This is a genomic window from Lentzea sp. CC55, from assembly GCF_021056325.1.
GTDB classification, from domain to species: domain Bacteria; phylum Actinomycetota; class Actinomycetes; order Mycobacteriales; family Pseudonocardiaceae; genus Lentzea; species Lentzea jiangxiensis.
Window position 1 is genome coordinate 94,135 of record NZ_JAJCXE010000039.1, and the last position, 16,287, is coordinate 110,421.

15 protein-coding genes and 1 pseudogene are annotated in these 16,287 nt (G+C 71.7%); 8 read left to right on the top strand and 8 right to left on the bottom strand.

Going from position 1 to position 16,287, the window contains the following annotated elements:
* Window positions 1–18 precede the first annotated feature (18 nt).
* Entirely contained in the window at window positions 19–789 is a 771-nt protein-coding gene (locus L6E10_RS27125; protein WP_236222684.1) for a L,D-transpeptidase, read from the top strand.
* Between the two features lie 15 nt (window positions 790–804).
* Here L6E10_RS27125 and L6E10_RS27130 read toward each other — a convergent pair whose 3' ends face one another.
* Complete coding sequence (locus L6E10_RS27130) at window positions 805–3,048, bottom strand: transglycosylase domain-containing protein (protein WP_236222686.1); 2,244 nt, start codon at window positions 3,046–3,048, stop codon at window positions 805–807.
* A gap of 122 nt (window positions 3,049–3,170) precedes the next feature.
* Window positions 3,171–4,184 carry a BtrH N-terminal domain-containing protein gene (locus L6E10_RS27135; protein ID WP_236222687.1) on the bottom strand — a complete coding sequence of 338 codons (1,014 nt, stop codon included), beginning with the start codon at window positions 4,182–4,184 and terminating at the stop codon, window positions 3,171–3,173.
* 276 nt (window positions 4,185–4,460) lie between these two features.
* On the opposite strand from L6E10_RS27135, the gene L6E10_RS27140 reads away from it, so the two are divergent.
* Window positions 4,461–4,853 carry an STAS domain-containing protein gene (locus tag L6E10_RS27140; RefSeq protein WP_236222688.1) on the top strand — a complete coding sequence of 131 codons (393 nt, stop codon included), beginning with the start codon at window positions 4,461–4,463 and terminating at the stop codon, window positions 4,851–4,853.
* Window positions 4,854–4,870: 17 nt separating this feature from the next.
* Here L6E10_RS27140 and L6E10_RS39930 read toward each other — a convergent pair whose 3' ends face one another.
* Complete coding sequence (locus tag L6E10_RS39930; protein ID WP_236222689.1) at window positions 4,871–5,077, bottom strand: cellulose binding domain-containing protein; 207 nt, start codon at window positions 5,075–5,077, stop codon at window positions 4,871–4,873.
* A gap of 270 nt (window positions 5,078–5,347) precedes the next feature.
* Complete coding sequence (locus L6E10_RS27150) at window positions 5,348–6,571, bottom strand: ABC transporter substrate-binding protein (RefSeq protein WP_236222691.1); 1,224 nt, start codon at window positions 6,569–6,571, stop codon at window positions 5,348–5,350.
* Between the two features lie 462 nt (window positions 6,572–7,033).
* Between L6E10_RS27150 and L6E10_RS27155 the strand changes: the two genes are divergently transcribed.
* Together L6E10_RS27155 and L6E10_RS27160 are read left to right on the top strand one after the other, a co-directional pair.
* Entirely contained in the window at window positions 7,034–7,792 is a 759-nt protein-coding gene (locus tag L6E10_RS27155; RefSeq protein WP_236222693.1) for an FHA domain-containing protein, read from the top strand.
* 5 nt (window positions 7,793–7,797) lie between these two features.
* Window positions 7,798–8,175 (top strand): hypothetical protein, encoded by a 378-nt coding sequence (locus L6E10_RS27160; RefSeq protein ID WP_236222694.1) that lies wholly within the window; start codon window positions 7,798–7,800, stop codon window positions 8,173–8,175.
* 13 nt (window positions 8,176–8,188) lie between these two features.
* Here the strand turns inward: L6E10_RS27160 and L6E10_RS27165 are convergent, their stop codons facing one another.
* A complete protein-coding gene (locus L6E10_RS27165; protein ID WP_236222696.1) occupies window positions 8,189–8,494 on the bottom strand; it encodes a hypothetical protein in 306 nt (101 codons plus the stop codon).
* Entirely contained in the window at window positions 8,487–8,801 is a 315-nt protein-coding gene (locus L6E10_RS27170; protein WP_236222697.1) for a hypothetical protein, read from the bottom strand. Before L6E10_RS27170 ends, L6E10_RS27165 begins: the two co-directional genes overlap by 8 nt.
* A 169-nt stretch (window positions 8,802–8,970) precedes the next feature.
* On the opposite strand from L6E10_RS27170, the gene L6E10_RS27175 reads away from it, so the two are divergent.
* Window positions 8,971–10,464, top strand: coding sequence for an ABC transporter substrate-binding protein (locus L6E10_RS27175; RefSeq protein ID WP_236222699.1), 1,494 nt, complete (start codon window positions 8,971–8,973; stop codon window positions 10,462–10,464).
* Window positions 10,465–10,790: 326 nt separating this feature from the next.
* Window positions 10,791–12,131: pseudogene (locus tag L6E10_RS27180) on the top strand (ABC transporter permease subunit); the annotation flags it as partial.
* Window position 12,132: 1 nt separating this feature from the next.
* Here L6E10_RS27180 and L6E10_RS27185 read toward each other — a convergent pair.
* A complete protein-coding gene (locus L6E10_RS27185; RefSeq protein WP_308102891.1) occupies window positions 12,133–13,596 on the bottom strand; it encodes an NAD(P)/FAD-dependent oxidoreductase in 1,464 nt (487 codons plus the stop codon).
* Entirely contained in the window at window positions 13,593–14,069 is a 477-nt protein-coding gene (locus L6E10_RS27190; protein WP_236222703.1) for a MauE/DoxX family redox-associated membrane protein, read from the bottom strand. The genes L6E10_RS27185 and L6E10_RS27190 overlap by 4 nt, the downstream gene beginning before the upstream one ends.
* A gap of 261 nt (window positions 14,070–14,330) precedes the next feature.
* On the opposite strand from L6E10_RS27190, the gene L6E10_RS40445 reads away from it, so the two are divergent.
* Together L6E10_RS40445 and L6E10_RS27200 are read left to right on the top strand one after the other, a co-directional pair.
* A complete protein-coding gene (locus L6E10_RS40445; protein ID WP_236222705.1) occupies window positions 14,331–15,539 on the top strand; it encodes a sensor histidine kinase in 1,209 nt (402 codons plus the stop codon).
* A complete protein-coding gene (locus L6E10_RS27200; RefSeq protein ID WP_236222707.1) occupies window positions 15,536–16,195 on the top strand; it encodes a response regulator transcription factor in 660 nt (219 codons plus the stop codon). The genes L6E10_RS40445 and L6E10_RS27200 overlap by 4 nt, the downstream gene beginning before the upstream one ends.
* The last annotated feature ends 92 nt before the right edge of the window (window positions 16,196–16,287 follow it).

Genomic DNA, 16,287 nt, shown 5'->3' on the forward strand with positions numbered 1-16,287 from the left:
TCCTGCCAGGATGGCGCGGTGAAGTCTCCTCTCCCGGTCCGAGTCCTGTGCCCCGTCGTGGCGGCGATGGCTCTCACCTCGTTGCTCGTCGTGTCCGCGAACGGGTCTCCGGGCACCGGTTCCGGCGGCACGGCGCTCTCGGCCGCCGCGGACAGGTCGCTCCTGCCGCGACCGGCCGCCTCGGACACGACCTCTCGGCCGAGGCTGGGAACACCGTGGTTCGCCGGCCGCGTGGGCGGCGCGACCCAGGTGATCTCGGTGGTCGGTGCCGGCGGCTCCGACGCCACGGTGACGACGTGGCAGAAGTCCGGGAGCGACTGGGCGCGGGTGACGGGCGGGATCTCCGCGAAGGTCGGCCCGCCGGGCATCTCGAGCTCCTACGGGGAGTCGTCGTCCGCGACGCCGGCCGGGGTCTTCGGGATCACCGGTGCGTTCGGCAGGCAGGCCGATCCCGGTTCGGGCGTGTCGTACTTCCGGGTCGACGGCTCGGACTGGTGGGTCAGCGACGTCGGCAGTCCGCTCTACAACACGCATCAGCGGTGTGCCCGCGGAACGTGCCCGTTCGACGAGAGCCGGTCGGAGAACCTCGCCGACCAGGGCGCCGTGTACGACTACGCCCTGGTGATGGGGGTGAACGAGCAACGCGTGCCCGGCGGGGGGAGCGCGTTCTTCGTGCACGTCACCAACGGCGCCGCGACCGCCGGCTGTGTGGCGGTCGCGGCGAGCGCGCTGGTGTCGATCATGCGCTGGGTCCGTCCCGGCGCGGTGATCGCGCTGACGCCCCGCTGACCCGCGGGGCCGGTGTCAGCGGGCGGGCGGCGCGGCGATCGGGGGCGGCGGGACCACCGCCGAGGGAGCCTGAGGCCGCCCGGCGGCCAGCGGAGTGCTGCTCACGTCGGGAACCCGAGTCCGTCCGTCGCCGCGCCGGTACCGCTCCTCGACCTCGGGCAACGGCCTCTCCGGCAGGTCGGCGTGGACCTTCGTCATGGTGTCGAACCAGGTCGCGGCCGGGAGCGTGCCCCCGTAGATGTTGCCTTCGGGGCACAGGCGGGGCGCACCGTCGCCGATGCAGATGCCCTGGGGTGAGGTGCTGTCGTTGAACACCTGGACGGCGCCCGCGTAGTCGGGCGTGGCGCCGACGTAGGCCGCGGACTTGTACTCCTCCGTCGTGCCGGTCTTGCCCATCATCGGACGCGTCCACCCGGCCTTGCGCGCGGCGGCGGAGGAGCTGCCCGCGCCCTTGCTGTCCTCGCTCAGACCGGCGGCGAGCGCACGGGCGACCGGTTCGGGCACCGCCTGGTCACACGGGCGGTGAGCCAGCTGGACCGGCCTGCCGCGGCGGTCGAGGACCCGGCGCACCGGCGTCGGCTCGCACCAGGTGCCGCCGCTCATGATCGTCGCGGCCACGTTCGCCAGCTCCAGCGTGCTCGACGGCGCGGGTCCCAGGGTGAAGGAGGCGTTGGACGAGTAGTACTGCGCCTGGGAGATCCGCAGGTCCTTGTTGCCGTGCAGGCTGGGCCGCACGCCGGCGATGTTGGTGGCCATGGTCTTGCGCATGCCGAGCTTGGACGCCATGTCCACCACCGCGTCGAGGCCGGTCTTCTCCTCGAGGATCACGAACGCGGTGTTGGGCGAGGTCGCAAGCGCTTGGCGCAGCGGCATCTGCGGCGGGTAGCGGTCGTTGTGGTTGGACAGGCAGTACCAGTAGGTGTTCGGCTCACCCGTGGCCGGGCAGGACGTGGCGCCGCCCTTGAACACCCTCGACGTGTGGGTGCGGGGGGAGGGGATCACCGTGTCGATGCCGATCCCCTTCTGCAGCGCGGCCGCGGCGGTGAAGATCTTGTAGACCGAGCCGGTGCCGAACTTGTTCTCCACGCCGCTCGGCAGGTCGAACTGCGTCTGGAACTCCTCCTTCTTGAGCCCGTAGTCGCGGTTGGCCACCAGCGCGACGACCTCGTGCCTGTCCTTGCCGGGCCGGACCACGGCCATGGTGTTCGCGACGCCGGGGGTGTTCTTGGGGACCTGCGCCTCGACGGCCTGCTTGGCGTGCGCGGTGATCTGCGGGTCCAGCGTGGTCTCGATCCGGTAGCCGCCGGTCTTGAGCTCCTCCAGGCCGAAACCGGCCTCGGTCAGGTACCCGACGAGGAACGAGCAGAAGAACCCGTGCGACGGCCCGGCGCCGACACAGCCCGTCTGCAGTGGACGGACGGGCTTGGCCAGGCCGAGCGGTGCGAACCGGTGGCGAGCCGCGTCGGCCTCGGAGAGCTTTCCCTGCGCCGCCATGGCGTCGATCACGAGGTTGCGGCGCTCGAACGTCTTGTCCGGCCGTTTCTCCGGGTCGAGGGCCGTCGGGCTGTTCACCATGCCCGCGAGCATCGCGGCCTGCGGAACGGTCAGCCTGTCCGGCGTCGTGCCGAAGTAGGCCTGGGCGGCGGCGGTGACGCCGAAGATCGTCGACCCGAACGGCACGAGGTCGAGGTAGCGGGCCAGGATCTCGTCCTTGGACAGCGCCGTCTCCAGGCCCACGGCGATGCGGGCCTCGCGCAGCTTGCGGGTCATGCTCTGCTCCTGGGCAGCGTGCTGGGCGCTTTTGTCCGTGCGGGCCAGCACGTGCACGAGGTAGTTCTTCACGTACTGCTGCGTCAGGGTCGACGCGCCCTGTTGCACCGATCCGCTGGCGTTGTTGTGCGCCGCCGCACGCGCGGACGCGATCCAGTCGACGCCGTGGTGGTCGAAGAAGCGGTGGTCCTCGATCGCGAGCAACGCGTCCTTCATGTGCGGTGAGATCTTCTCCGGTGGTGTTCGCACCCGGTACTGGTCGTAGAGGTGGGCGATCGGTGTGCCGTTCCTGTCGGTCACGGTCGTCATCAGCGGCGGGTCGGTGCTCAGCATCTGCGCCAGCGTGGCGTCCACCTGATCGCTGAGCTCGTTGGACAGCGCTCCCATCGTCGCCGTGACCGGAAAGAGCATCCCCGCGAGCAGCACACCGGCGAGCACGCACAGTCCGGCCAGCTCGGCGAGGCGGGGTGCGATCTTCGTGCGATCCAAGGACGGACTCCCTCAGTCGGTTCAGCTCCGGGCGGTTACCCGGCGCATCACCACTCAGGCGCCCGCTTCGAATGAACCGATCATCGAGAATTGTTCACACAGCGTGCTTTCCGGGCACTCCCTCACCCGTCGGAGGATCCACTGTGGACCGAAGTGGTGACGCGAGCCAAGACTTGCATGGCGTCGCGTTCCCGGTCGGCCAGGTCGCGCAGAACCGCGGAGGCACGGGCCAGGTGCTCGTGGTCGCCGGTGTCGCCCGCGGCCGCGATGTGGCGGGAGACCTCCGTCCACAGGGGAGCGATCTCGGCGTAGAGCCGGTGCCCGAGGCGGACGTCGTCGTCTTCGGTGATCGTGGCGGCCTCGGCGAGGAAGTCGCGGTAGAGGTTGCGGAACAACGAACCACCCGTGCCGCCTCGCTCCATCAAGTCGGCGGCCAGCGGGAGGTCGCGCGACGGGTCGGCGGCCCGGTCGAGCCACCGCGTCACCTGCTCGGCCGCCTTGGCGATGCCGCGGTGACCGAGGTTGGCGATGGGCGGGGTGAGGAACGTGCGGGCGTTGCGGGAGATCGCCCGCCGGACGGCTTCGCCCAGGTCGGGCCGTTCGGCGGCGGGCTCGACCGTGAAGGACAGGTTGCGGGCGGTCATCGGCCCCCGCTCGGCGCGGGCCCGGTGCAGGCTCGTCAGCGTGGTCTTCACGGCGCCGCCCTGCTGGGCGGTGTCGATCAGGTGGGCGTGCGTGTCGTCGTAGCCGTACATCGCCACGAAGTGACCGCCGAAGTGGACCTTCGTCGTGAAGTGGTCGAGGTGGTAGCAGTCGAGCTGGAGGCCGACCGGGCGGCCCGCGCCGAGCGCGCTGGTGACGTTCTCCCACGCCTTCCGCGGCGACGCCGTCTCCCGGACGTGCAGCGCCACCCCCAGGTGCGCGGTCGCGGTCCGGGTCAGCTCGGCCGGTTTGACGCGTCCGCCGAGGAACGGGAAGTCCCTGTTCCTGGCGTCCCAGTAGACGAAGCCGAGCCCTTCGCCGAGCCCGAACAGCACCGGCTCGGACAGCTCGACGCCGTCGTGGCGCAGCAGAGCGCCGAGGGTGGTGGTCTCGCAGTGCACGCCGGCGGGGAACGAGACGTTCTCGATGATCATGGAACTCCTGCACCTCGCGGACTCCGGATGGCCATCGGCAGCCTGGACCCTCCCACGGTGTGAGGGTCAACTGCTCGCGAGCGCCACCGCCTCCGCCCGCCGGGGGCCACCCCGACGCCGCAACCGTGGCGGGTTGACCGTTCGGCGTGCGGTCAAACCTCCTCGGCGTGTGGTGAACGACGCGGGAACCGTCTTTCGTGCTGAAACGGCGTTCCGCCTCCGCGTTTCGTAAAATCGCCGAGAAGTACTGCTGCGAAACTCCAGGTGAGGTGTTCAGTGACATCGAGCGAGACGGCGTCGACGGCCAGCGTTCAGACCAGCGACCACGACGGCGTGCTCGTCGCCGTGGTCAAGGGCGAGCTCGACATGATCAGTGTCGACCAGGTCGGGACGGCCCTGTTCGACCACCTCGCCAAGGGGCCGGAGGGCCTCGTGGTGGAGCTCGCCGTGGACTTCATGGGCTCCTCGGCGCTGTCCGTGCTGCTGAAGCTGCACGCGCAGGCCCAGAGCGACGGTGTCGGGTTCGCGATCGTGGCGACGCAGGCCGCGGCGGCCCGCCCCCTGATGGCCAGCGCCCTGAGCCAGGTGCTGCCGATGGCGGAGTCGGTGGACGAGGCCGTGAAGATGGCGGGCAAGCAGCCGGAGGCGGCTGAGCGGCCCGGTCAGTGACCGGGCCGGCCGTGCCGTCACGCGGTGCAGACCGCCTGGTCGAGCGTGACGGCCGAGGGTGCGCCCGCCGGACCGTTCGCGGTGAAGTCGAGCGACACGGACGCTCCCGCATCCAGTGACGGGCTGTGCGACGGCGCGGTCACGGTGACCGCAGCGCCTGACTGGCTGTAGGTGCCGTTCCAGCCGCGGCACCGGCAGGCAGGCGTCACAGCCCGTGCCGTCACCGGTGGTCGTCGTGCCGAACTCGCCGATCATCAGCGGTGTGATGTTCTGCCGGTGCAGGTGGCCCCAGTCCTGGATCGCCGGCGTGGTGGTCGAGCGCGCTGAACCCCGCTCGTGCCACCGCAGCCGCGACCAGCGCGCCGAAAACCCCGTACTGCCGCTTCATCCGCTCTCCTCCACACCCTGCCCCGGACTCTGGGAGCGCTCCGAGAATCCGGGCGGTGCCCGCGGCGGTCAACACGGCTTACGCCATCGACGGTCGATTCGAAGCGTCACCCTGCGATCTTCTTGGCCTCCTGCACGGCCGCGTTCCACGCGTCGTCGGGGCGCTTGCCCTGCTCGACGGACTGCAGCGCCGGGGCGAACACGTTCTCCTGGATCTGACCGTCGGCGGGACCCTTGTGCTGCGCCGCCTTGACCTTCTGCACCTGCGCGGCGAACAGCGCGCCCGCCTTCACGTTGCCGAAGTAGGTGTTCACGTGCTCCAGCAACGTCCTGTTCTCGAGCGCGTCGACCTGGCTGGGGAACGTGCCCCTCGCCTGGAAGGCCTTGACCTGCTGCTCCGGCGCGGTCAGCCACGCGGCGAGCTCGGCGGCCCTCCCGGCGTTCTTGCTCTGCTTCGGCACGGTCAGGTACGAGCCGCCCCAGTTGCCGCCGCCGTTGGGGAACACGTCGGTGACGGCCCACTTCCCGGCGTTCTCCGGCCCCGCCTGGGTTTCGATGACCCCGAGCATCCACGACGGACACGTCTTCGTGGCGAACCGGCCGAGCTTGAAGCCCGTGTTCCACTCGCTGCTGAAGGCGACCAGCTTCGCCGACTGTCCTTTCGCCACAGCGCTCGTGACGGCGTTCCAGTCGTTGCGGATGTCCGGGTTGGACTCGACGACGAGGTTGTCGCCCTTGTCGAAGTAGCCGACGTCGTGCTGGTTGTGCATGGCGTTGAAGATCTGCGCCGCGCTGTCGAACCAGGCGATGCCGGGGACCTTCGAGACGAAGCGGTCACCCGCCGCGAAGTAGCTGCCCCACGTGGCGAACAGGGCCTTCACGCCCTCGGGGTCGGACGGCAGGCCGGCCTGTGCGAAGAGGTCCTTGCGGTAGCACATCGCCAGCGGGCCGATGTCCGTGCCGTACCCGATCAGCCTGCCGTTCCTGGTGGTGGCCGCATCGGCCTTCCACTTCAGCCAGCGGTCCGGTGTCGTCTCCCGCGGCCCGATCTCCAGCAGGTCGTTGAACTGGTCGGCCTTGGCCATGACCTGGCTCAGGTACCCCTCCTCGACCGCCTCGACGTCCGCGAGTCCCGACCCCGCGCCCAGCTTGGTGAAGAGGTTCTGGTGGTGCGGGGCACCCTGGCCCGTCTTGCGCTGGGTGATCTTGACATCCGGGTGGGCTGCTTCGTACTCCTTGAACAACTCCTCGTAACCGAACTCGTTGAACGTGGCGACGGTCAGCTCGGTTCTGCCGTCGGCGGTCCGGTTCGCGGCTCCCCCGCGCCGCACGAAGCGACGGTGGCGGAAGCGACGACACAGACCACCGCGCTGATCCAGCGGCGGTGACGCACGTCGAAACTCCTCAAGCGGCGGCGGACCTGGGAGCGTTCCCAGGAATTGGGGAGTCTGAGGTTGTGACGACGAGGTGTCAAGCGCTTCACAACTCCGAGTCGTCCCGGGTCACGTCCATGAACAACCCGGCCGGTTCCGTTTGGGTGCAGTTGTTGCCGCAAAAGCGAAGTGTGCTTCGCGTTCGCGAGGCCCGCATGCGCCGGTCGGCGTGCGACCGGCCGCGCCGATGAGCGACTTGGCATTGGGAACGCTCCCAGGTGGAATGGCGGGCCGATGCCCGGAAACGCGCGGGGATCTCGCGCCGGCGCGGCAGCGGTTCCGCAACAATCCCGGCCGTCGTGGTATCCAGCGCACCCTGCGCCGCTCCTCCAAGAGCATGCCTCTGCGGGAGGTGACCACATGGTGGAAAGAGGCTCTCCGTTCATCCAGGTCGTCGGCGGCAGCCGGCTGGACCTGCCTCGCGGCCTGGCGCTCGTCGGACGCGGCGAGGAGGCGGATCTCCGGCTCCCCTCGCCCGAGGTCAGCGCTCAGCACGCCTGGCTCCGGCGGGACGGCCGCACGACCTGGGTCAACGACGCGAACTCCACGAACGGCACGTGGCTCAACGGCACCAGGCTGGTCGCCGGCAGGGACCAGGAGCTGCACCACGGCGACCGCCTGGAGTTCGGCCCGGTCGCGGCGGTCTTCCGCGACCCGGCGGGAGGGGCGCGCCGTCCCCCGACGCGGGTCCAGCAGCGTCCGGGCGTCTCCTACGGCACCGTGTCCGCCGGGACGTTCAACCACGCGGGCCGCGACGTCAACAACTCCTACGACCAGCGCCAGCACCACCGGTACGAGTTCACGACCCCCGAAGGCCTGGCGATCACCGAGCTCGCCACCGGGCGGGGGGCGGGCAGGGTCCTGATGGTCCTCGGGCAGCTGGCCGCCCTGGCCGGCTTCTGCCTCTGGGCCTTCGTGATCTTCCGCTTCATCACGTCCATCTCCACCAGCGTGTCCACCCCGGCGGCGGAGTTCACGCCACCCGAACTCCTCGGCCCGCCGGTTCTCGGCGGCGTTCCGCTCGGCGTGGTCGGCTTCGGCTTGTTCGTCCTCGGGGCGGTCGTGAGCGCCGTCGGCCTGGTGGTGTCCAAGTCCGCGCGCGAGCGAAGAAAGCGGTGAGTCCGATGAACGGTGGAGTGCACTTCCACGGCAACGTCACAGCAGGCACGATGAACAACGCCGCCCAGGGCGACATCAACAACAACTACGGCCGGCAACACTTCTCCAGCGGACTGGACGCGCGGCAGGTGTCCCAGCTCGTGCGCGCGCTCCGCGCCGAGCTCGACTCGGCCCCGCTCACCGACCGCGCCAGGAACGCGGCTCACGACGCGCTGGACGAGGTCGACCGCGGCGTCGTGGAGGGTGGCGAACGCCGCGGCGTCGCCGACAAGGTCCTCGCGGTGAAGGAGGTGCTCGGCAACGCGGGCGGCGCCGTCGCGGCGGGTGGTGCGCTGTGGACCGCGATGAGAGCACTCGCTGCGGCGGTCGGCCTCAGCCTGTGATCGCCGAGCCCGGTCAGCGCTTGCGCAGCACGTGGAACGGGACGAGCTGGTCGACCAGGTACAGCTTGCCCCGGCGGCCGTCGGCGTACCCGATCTCGTAGTCGACCACGCCGAGCCAGTCGCCCTCGACACCGGGGAAGCGCCCGTGCAGCCGGCCGTGCGCCTCGCCGGTCAGGTCGAGTCCGCTCGCGATGACGCGCCGCGTGGCACCGGGTGGCCGGGCGAACAGCCTGTCGAGGCGAACGCCCACACCGGTGACGACGGGCCTGCGGCCGTGGACGTCGTTGCCTTCCCAGGTCGTGAATGGACTGTCAAGCACCGTCGCCGCCGACCGCTGTCAGGGCTCGTTGTGCGCGGAGCTCGAAGTAGCGCTCGTCGGACAGTTCGGCGCTGTCGGGGGCCGTCGTCGTGACGGCCAGCCGCCAGGAGGCGTTGTCGGTGGCGCAGGCCAGGCAGCTGATGCGCACCTCACCGTCCCGCACGACCGCCCGGAACCGCGAGTGGCCGAGCGTGTGCCGGCCGAGCTTGCACCTCGCCGGCAGGAGGGCCACCGGACGTCCGGCCGAGTCGTACCTGTGCGTGAGTTCGCCGTCCATTCGGGACGGTTCGGGAAGCTGCCGGTCCATGACGCGAGAACCTATCACCGCAGTCGTACATGTGTTCGATTGGACGCGTGCGGCGTTCCGCCGTCCATCCGGTCGGGTGGATCGTGACGTGCGCCTCGCGAGCTAGATGCAAATGATTGTCATGAGCTAGCTTCTCCGGGTCGCCCTCCTCCCGACGTCAGGAAGCCTCATGCACCACCGCGCGCCCTTGGCCGCCGCCGGACTGGCCGCCGTCTCGGTCCTCCTCGCCGGATGTTTCGCCTCCAGCGCGGGAGGACCGGGCCCGTCCGGGCAGACCAGGATCAAGCTGGCCATGATGCAACCGCCGCGGTCGGGGCTGTCGCCGTTCAGCGACGACGCCTTCAAGCTGTCGCGCTGGTCCGCCGCGGAGACGCTGGTGACGCTGGACGCCAACGGTGACGCCCGTCCCGGACTGGCCACCGGGTGGCGGCGCACCTCGGACACGGCGTGGGAGTTCACCGTCCGGCCGGGCGTGGGCTTCCACGACGGCAGCACCCTGACCGCCGCGGCCGCCGCGAACACCCTCACCAGGGCGACGAAGGCCGTGCCGAAGCCGCGCATCCTCGACGGCGTCGCGCTGACCGCGGCGGTGGAGGGGGACAAGCTCGTCGTCACGACCGGCACGCCGGATCCGCTGCTGCCGCAACGCTTGTCGTCGCCGCAGCTGTCCATCCTGGCCGAAAGCGCGTACGCGGCGGACGGCAAGGTCAACCCGGTCGGCACCGGCAGCGGGCCGTTCCGGCTGGTGAACATCGGCGGGACCACGAGCGCGACCCTCGACCGCTTCGACGGGTACTGGGGTGAGAAGGCGAAGGCGGCGGGCATCGACGTGTCCTTCGTCCCGGACGGCACCGCGCGGGCCGCGGCGATCCGCAGCGGGGAGGCGCACATCGCCGAGGCGGTGCCGGTCTCGCAGGCGGCGCTGCTCGACCCGCCGACCATCAGCGAGGTGCCGATGCCGCGCACCAACACGTTGTACCTCAACACGAAGACGGGGCCCTTCGCCGATCCGGCGGTGCGGGCCGCGGTGCGCGAGACGATCAACCGCGACCAGCTGATCAGCGGCGTCTACGAGAACCGCGCCGACGCCGCCAAGGGACTGCTCGGACCCGCGCTGCCGTGGACCGTGCAGGCCCGCGAGGAACTCACCGGGCGCGTGCCCGCAGGCCGGGCGAACGGGGCGAAGATCACGCTGGCGACGTTCACCGACCGCGCCGAGCTCCCCGAAGTCGCCTCGATCCTCCAGCAGCAGCTCAAGGATGCGGGCTTCGAGGTCAACCAGGTCGTGCGCGAGTACGCCCACATCGAGCAGGACATGCTCGCCGGCAGGTTCGACGCGTTCGTCCTGTCCCGCGCGACCGTGCTCGACTCGGGCGACCCCGTCGCCTACCTGAAGTCGGACTTCACCTGCGCCGGCTCCTTCAACATCGCCCAGCTGTGCGACGAGAACGTCGACCGGGCCGTGCGCGAGGCCGAGGCGGCGGAGGCCGGTGACCGGCGTCGCGCGGCGATCATGGCGGCGGAGGCGGCCGTCCTGCGCACCGACGCGGCCATCCCGATGCTGCACGAGCGCGTGATCCAGGGCGACGCCACCTCCGTCGAGGGCTCCGTCAAGGACCCGCGCGAACGGGCGCTCGTCACGTCGGCCACGCACGTGAAGTGATGGCGGAGTCGCCGCGCGGGCGTGCGGGGGCCGTGGTCTCCCGGATCGGCGCGCTCGCCCTGATCACCGCGGTGGTCGGGCTCCTGCCGTGGCTGTCCGGGCGCGATCCGGCGCTGTCGGTGCTGCGGGCGCGCTCGGCCGAACAGGAGCCGACACCGGAGGCCCTGGAGGCGGTGCGCCGGCAGCTCGGTCTCGACGCCGGCCCCGTCGAGGTGCTCGGCCGCTGGGCGGCCGGACTGCTGCGCGGAGACCTCGGCCGCTCGTGGACCAGCGGTACCGAGGTGCTGCCGGCCGTGCTGTCCGGGCTCGGCGTCTCCCTGACGCTGATGGGCGCGGCGATCGTCGTGGCACTGCTGGTGGCCACGGCGTTGTGCGTGCCGGGTTTGCTGCGCGGTGCTCGCGGCGACGCCACCGGGGCGACCGGCGGTGCGGGAGCGGCGCTCGCCGCGTTGCCCGAGTTCCTCCTCGCGGCCGTGCTGCTGGTGGTCCTGTCGGTGTGGCTCGGCTGGTTCCCGCCGTACGGCTGGCAAGGCCCGCAACACCTCGTGCTGCCCGCGCTCGCGCTGGGCATCCCGGCGGGAGCGGTGCTGGGCACGCTGTTCGCCGACGCGCTTCCCGCTGTCTTCCGCGAACCCTGGGTCGGCGTGTGGCGCTCCTGGGGTTGTGGCCGATCCGTCCTCGTCCGAGGCGCCCTGTGGCGGGCGTTGCCACCGCTGCTGCCCCAGGCCGGCCTGGTGGTCGTCGGGCTGACCGGTGGCGCCGTGGCGGTGGAGGCGGTCTTCGCCGTGCCCGGCATCGGCAGGACGGCGCTGGGAGCGGCACGGGCGCAGGACGTGCCGATGCTGCAGGCGTGCGTGCTCGCGCTCGTGGTGCTGGGCCTCGCGGCCGGTGCCGTCGTCGGGCTGGTCCGCCGGCGCATGCTGGGCCCGGCGCTGCGCGACGCCTCGCTGTCGCTGCCCGCGATCGTCCACTGGAGACCGAACCGGTGGCACGCGGCGGTTCCGGTGACGAGCGCGGCGCTGACGGCGGTGGTGGTCGGCTGGGGCCTGCTGCGCGACCCATTGCGGATCGACACGGCGGCCCGGCTCGCGTCCCCGAGCCGGGCCCACCCGCTGGGCACGGACGGACTCGGCCGGGACGTCCTGGCCCGCATCGCGCACGGTGCGCCGGCGACAATCGGCGTGGCGGTGGCGGTGTGCGCGTGCTCCTGCATCGCCGCTCTCGCCATCGGTTTCCTCCCCGGTGTCGCGCGCGGCGCGGCGGAGGCGGCGAACGCGATGCCGCCGGTGATCGCGGGCATCCTCGTGGCGGCGGTGCTGGGTCCCGGCACGTTCGGTGCCTCGCTGGCCGTCGCACTGGTCTCGTGGCCCGCCCTGGCCGCGCACGCCGGCGCGCTCGTGGAGCAAACACGTGCCTCGACGCACATCACGGCCCACCGCGCGCTCGGTGCCACACCGACGTGGATCGAGCTCCGCCACGTGCTGCCCGCAGTCGCCGGCCCGGTCGCCCGCAACGCCGTCCTCCGCCTGCCCGGGATCGCCCTGGCGCTGGCGTCACTGGGTTTCCTCGGCCTGGGCACTCAGCCTCCCGCGCCGGAGTGGGGTCTGATGCTGGCCGAGTCGCTGCCCTACGTCGAACGGGCACCGCTGGCCGCGTTGAGCCCCGCGCTCATGCTCCTGCTCGTCGCCGTGGCCACGATGTCGCTGTCCGCCCTGCTCTCGTCCCGAGGGTGGCGAGTGCCCGGCCGGCCGCGTGGTAGCCGCCCATCCCGTGCACTCCCGCTCCCGGCGGCGTAGCGGCGGAGCAGAGGTACACGCCCGGCACGCCGGTGTCGTACGGGTGCGGGGTGAGGCGCGGCCGGAACACGAGCTGGAACGGGTCGTCGGCCCCGGTCAGGATGTTGCCGCCGACGTAGTTCGCGTTGCCCCGCTCCAGTTCGGCCGGGTCCTTCACCGAGTGCGCCACGATCCGCTCGCCGAACCCCGGGGCGAAGCGCTCGATCTGGCCGATGATCGCCGTGGTGGCGTCCCCGGCGTGGCCGCGGGGGACGTGCGCATAGGCCCAGACGGGGTGGACATCGCCCGCGGAGCGGCTGGGATCGGCCAGGTACTGCTGTCCCACCAACACGAACGGCGCCGCCGGCATCGTGCCCCGGTGGACCTCGCGAGCGGTGCGGAGCACCTCGTCCGGACCTCCACCGAGGTGCACGGTTCCCGCCGCGCCGCAGGCGGCGTTGCTCCACGGCACCCCGCCGCGCACGGCGAAGTCGACCTTGAACGCCGCCGGCCCGTGGCGCCAGCGGCCGTAGGCCCGGCGCACCCGCGGCGGAATCCGGTCGCCGAGGATCCGCACCGCTGCCGAAGGAGCGGTGTCGAGCAGGACGACATCGGCGTCCGGGAGGTCCGAAGAGGACTCGACCCCCGTCCCCGTCACCGTCTTGCCGCCGAGGTCCAGCAGCAGCGCGGTCAGCGCGTCGGTGATCGCCTGCGAGCCGCCCTCGGCGACCGGCCACCCGAACCGGTGCCCCGCCGCGATCAGCATTGCCGCGACCGAGGACGTCATCGGCGCGTGCAGGTCGTGCATCACGTGCGCGGCGACGCCGAGGAACAGGCTCTGCGTCGCCGGTGAACGCCACCACCGGCGCATCAGCGCGGCAGGCGGTGCCGCGCGCAACCCGAAGCGGGCCAAGTGCACCGGGTGGGACGGCCACCGGAGCAGCGGCCCCAGCAGATCGTCCGCGGTGCTCTCGACGTGGGCGGCGAGAGGACCGAAGGCCTTCAGCCACCGCGCACCGTCTTCTCCCGGAAGTCCCGCCGCGGTCTCCTCAGCGGTCCCGCGCATCACCGCGGCCGTGCCGTCGTCCAGCGGGTGGGCGAGCATCACCTCGGGATGCCGCCACCGCAACCCGTACCGCTCGAGGCCGAGGGTCCGCAGGAACGGCGAGAGCACGGCGGTCGGGTGCACGGCCGAGCACCTGTCGTGCAACGTTCCCGTCACCGGCTCCTCCGTGGTCCTGGCACCACCGCCGAGCCGGTCGGAGGCTTCGAGGACCGTCACCTCGACGCCGTGCTGCGCCAGGCGCACCGCTCCAGCCAGCCCGTTGGGACCGGAACCCACCACGACCGCCTTCACCACCGCGCTCGTCCCCGGCTGTTCTCGGGGGAGCGCCGTGCGGCGTCGACGGCCGGATCGGAGAAGACGGCCCGCAGCCTGGCGCGGTCCTGCACCACAAGAAATCCACAGAGGACGGTGTAGAGCGCCGCCATGTACTTGACGAACGGGTAGTCGAACGCGAAGTCCATCAGCGTGATGTTCAGCCCCACCGCGAACAGCGCGCAAGCACCGATGAACGTGGTGCGGCGGAACAGCAGCATGAGCGCGGGGACCAGTTCGAACAGGCCGGTGACCCGGCCGTAGAAGGGCGAGTAGCCGTAGAACAGCCAGACCAGCGAGGTGCCGTCCACGGCCGACTTCGAGAGGTCGTCCCAGTCGCCGTAGTAGTACTGGCCGCCGGCCAGCTTGACGCACCCGTAGAAGGCGAAGACCAGTGCCATCAGCAGCCTGATCACGAGGACCACCTTCGACGGGGCCTTGCTCCAGATCATCGCTCTGCTCCACTGTTCCGGCCGTGCTGCCCCTCAGCCCGGCGTCGGTTCCCATCCTCGGTGCGAGGCCCCGGGCACCGCGTCCTGCGCCGGGTCCGTTCGGCGGGCCGCGCGGACGACGCCGTGTCCTCCTCGAGGAGGACGTCGTCGGGCTTGGAGGAGGACGCCGGCACGCGGCGGAGTTCTCTACCCTGCGGGCGGGAACCCGACGGGGTGTGATGCGCGAGGGACCCGCGTGCGCGGGCCGGACCTGGAGTGGACGTGCGGCGGGTGATGGTGTGGCTGCGGGCGCGGCCGCTGGTGTTCGACCTGGCACTGGTCGCGTACTTCCTGTGGCCGTCGCTGCCGGTCGGCGTCGTGACCCGGTCCCCGTGGTGGCTGCAGGTGCCGGTGGTCGCCGGCCTGGTCGGGCCGCTGCTGGTCCGCCGTCAGCGGCCCGGCACGGCGGTGGCGGTCGTTCTCGCGACCATCGTGCTCGAGTTCCTGACGTCGCCGTGGGGCACGTTCGTACCGGTCATGAACCTCACCCTGGCCCCGGTCCTGTACTCGGTGGCCGTCTACGGCAGTCGGCGCCAGGTGTGGCTCGCGCTCGCCGGCAGCGCGGTCGTCGTGTCCTGGTGGGCGGTGCGGTCGCTCGACGCCAGGGAGGGGCAGTGGCGCGAGTTCGTGGTCGCGGTCGGTTTCGTGGTGTTGCTGCTGCTCGCGTGCTGGCTGCTGGGGGAGTTCGTCTCCGCTCGCCGTGCGTACCTGCTCGCCGTGGAGGACCGCGCGGTGCGGGCCGAACGGGAGAAGGAGGCACTGGCGCGCGCGGCGGTGGCCGAGGAGCGCACGCGGATCGCCCGCGAGATGCACGACGTGGTCGCGCACGCGGTGAGCATGATGGTGATGCAGGCGGAAGGCGCCCGCATGTCGCTCACGAGTGGCGGTGACCAGGTGGAGCAGGCGTTGCGCGACATCAGCCGGGGCGGTCGAGACGCGATGGGGGAGCTGCGGCGCATGCTGCACCTGCTGCGCCGGGAACCGACCGGCACCACACCGCAGCCCACCGGCGCCGACCTCCGCGCTCTCGTGGACGGTGTGCGGGCCGCCGGGCTGACCGCGGAGCTCGACGAGCGCGGCGGGGCGGACGACCTGCCGGCAGGGCTGGTGGTGCAGGTCGTGCGGATCGTGCAGGAGGCGCTGACCAACGTCCTCAAGCACGCCGCCCCTCCCGCCTCGGCCCGGGTGGTGGTGGACTGGGGCACGGCGGCCGGCCGCCGGGAGGTGCGGCTGAGCGTGCGCAACACCGCCGCCTCGGTCGCGCGCGGACCGCTGGCCGACCTGTCCTCCGGCGGGCACGGTCTGGCGGGGGTGCGGGAACGCGTGGCCATGTACGGCGGAACGGTGAGCGCGGAGCGCACCGCGGACGGAGGGTTCGCGGTCGAGGCCGTGCTGCCGGTCGGCGGCGGGGAAGGGACGGACTGGGCATGACCCGGGCACGAGTGCTGATCTGCGACGACCAGGAGCTCATGCGCAGCGCGTTGCGCATGATCGTGAGCAGCCAGCCGGACCTCGAGCTCATCGGCGAGGCGGCGGACGGCGCTCAGGCGGTGCGGCTCGCCACCGAGCACCGCCCCGACCTGGTGCTGATGGACGTCCGGATGCCGGTGCTCGACGGCGTGGAGGCGACCCGGCGGGTCTGCGAGGCGAGCCCGGGCACCAGGGTCCTGGTGATCACCACGTTCGACCTCGACGAGTACGTCGACCAAGCCCTGCGCCACGGTGCCAGCGGGTTCCTGCTCAAGGACGCCACGAGCGAGGAGATGCTCGTCGCCATCCGCGCCGTCCTGCGCGGCGACGCGGCGATGGCGCCGGCGGTCGTGCGCCGGCTGGTCGAACGGCACCTCGCCACCCCTGCGGCGCCACCACCCGACCCGCGACTGGAACGCCTCACCGGCCGGGAGCGCGAGGTGTTCGCCCTGCTGGCCAAGGGGGCGGGCAACGCCGAGATCGCGGCCCGGCTCTTCCTCGGCGAGACGACGGTGAAGACGCACGTCAGCAGAGTGCTGTCCAAACTGGACCTGCGTGACCGCGTCCACGCCGTCGTCCACGCCTATGAGACGGGGTTCGTGCGCCCTGGCGGGTGAACGGTCAGGCCTTCGGGTCGGACGGCTTGCCCGCGAGCTGACCGGCCGTGTCCTCCGCGCTGAGGCCTTCGGTCACGTTGCGCCTGCGGCGC

What these genes read in the sequence shown, in the direction of transcription:
- L6E10_RS27135 (WP_236222687.1), bottom strand. Translation starts at nt 4,184, where the DNA reads ATGATCATCGAGAACGTCTCGTTCCCCGCCGGCGTGCACTGCGAGACC.
- L6E10_RS27155 (WP_236222693.1), top strand. Translation starts at nt 7,034, where the DNA reads ATGGTGGAAAGAGGCTCTCCGTTCATCCAGGTCGTCGGCGGCAGCCGG.
- L6E10_RS27160 (WP_236222694.1), top strand. Translation starts at nt 7,798, where the DNA reads ATGAACGGTGGAGTGCACTTCCACGGCAACGTCACAGCAGGCACGATG.
- L6E10_RS27170 (WP_236222697.1), bottom strand. Translation starts at nt 8,801, where the DNA reads ATGGACCGGCAGCTTCCCGAACCGTCCCGAATGGACGGCGAACTCACG.
- L6E10_RS27175 (WP_236222699.1), top strand. Translation starts at nt 8,971, where the DNA reads ATGCACCACCGCGCGCCCTTGGCCGCCGCCGGACTGGCCGCCGTCTCG.
- L6E10_RS27190 (WP_236222703.1), bottom strand. Translation starts at nt 14,069, where the DNA reads ATGATCTGGAGCAAGGCCCCGTCGAAGGTGGTCCTCGTGATCAGGCTG.
- L6E10_RS27200 (WP_236222707.1), top strand. Translation starts at nt 15,536, where the DNA reads ATGACCCGGGCACGAGTGCTGATCTGCGACGACCAGGAGCTCATGCGC.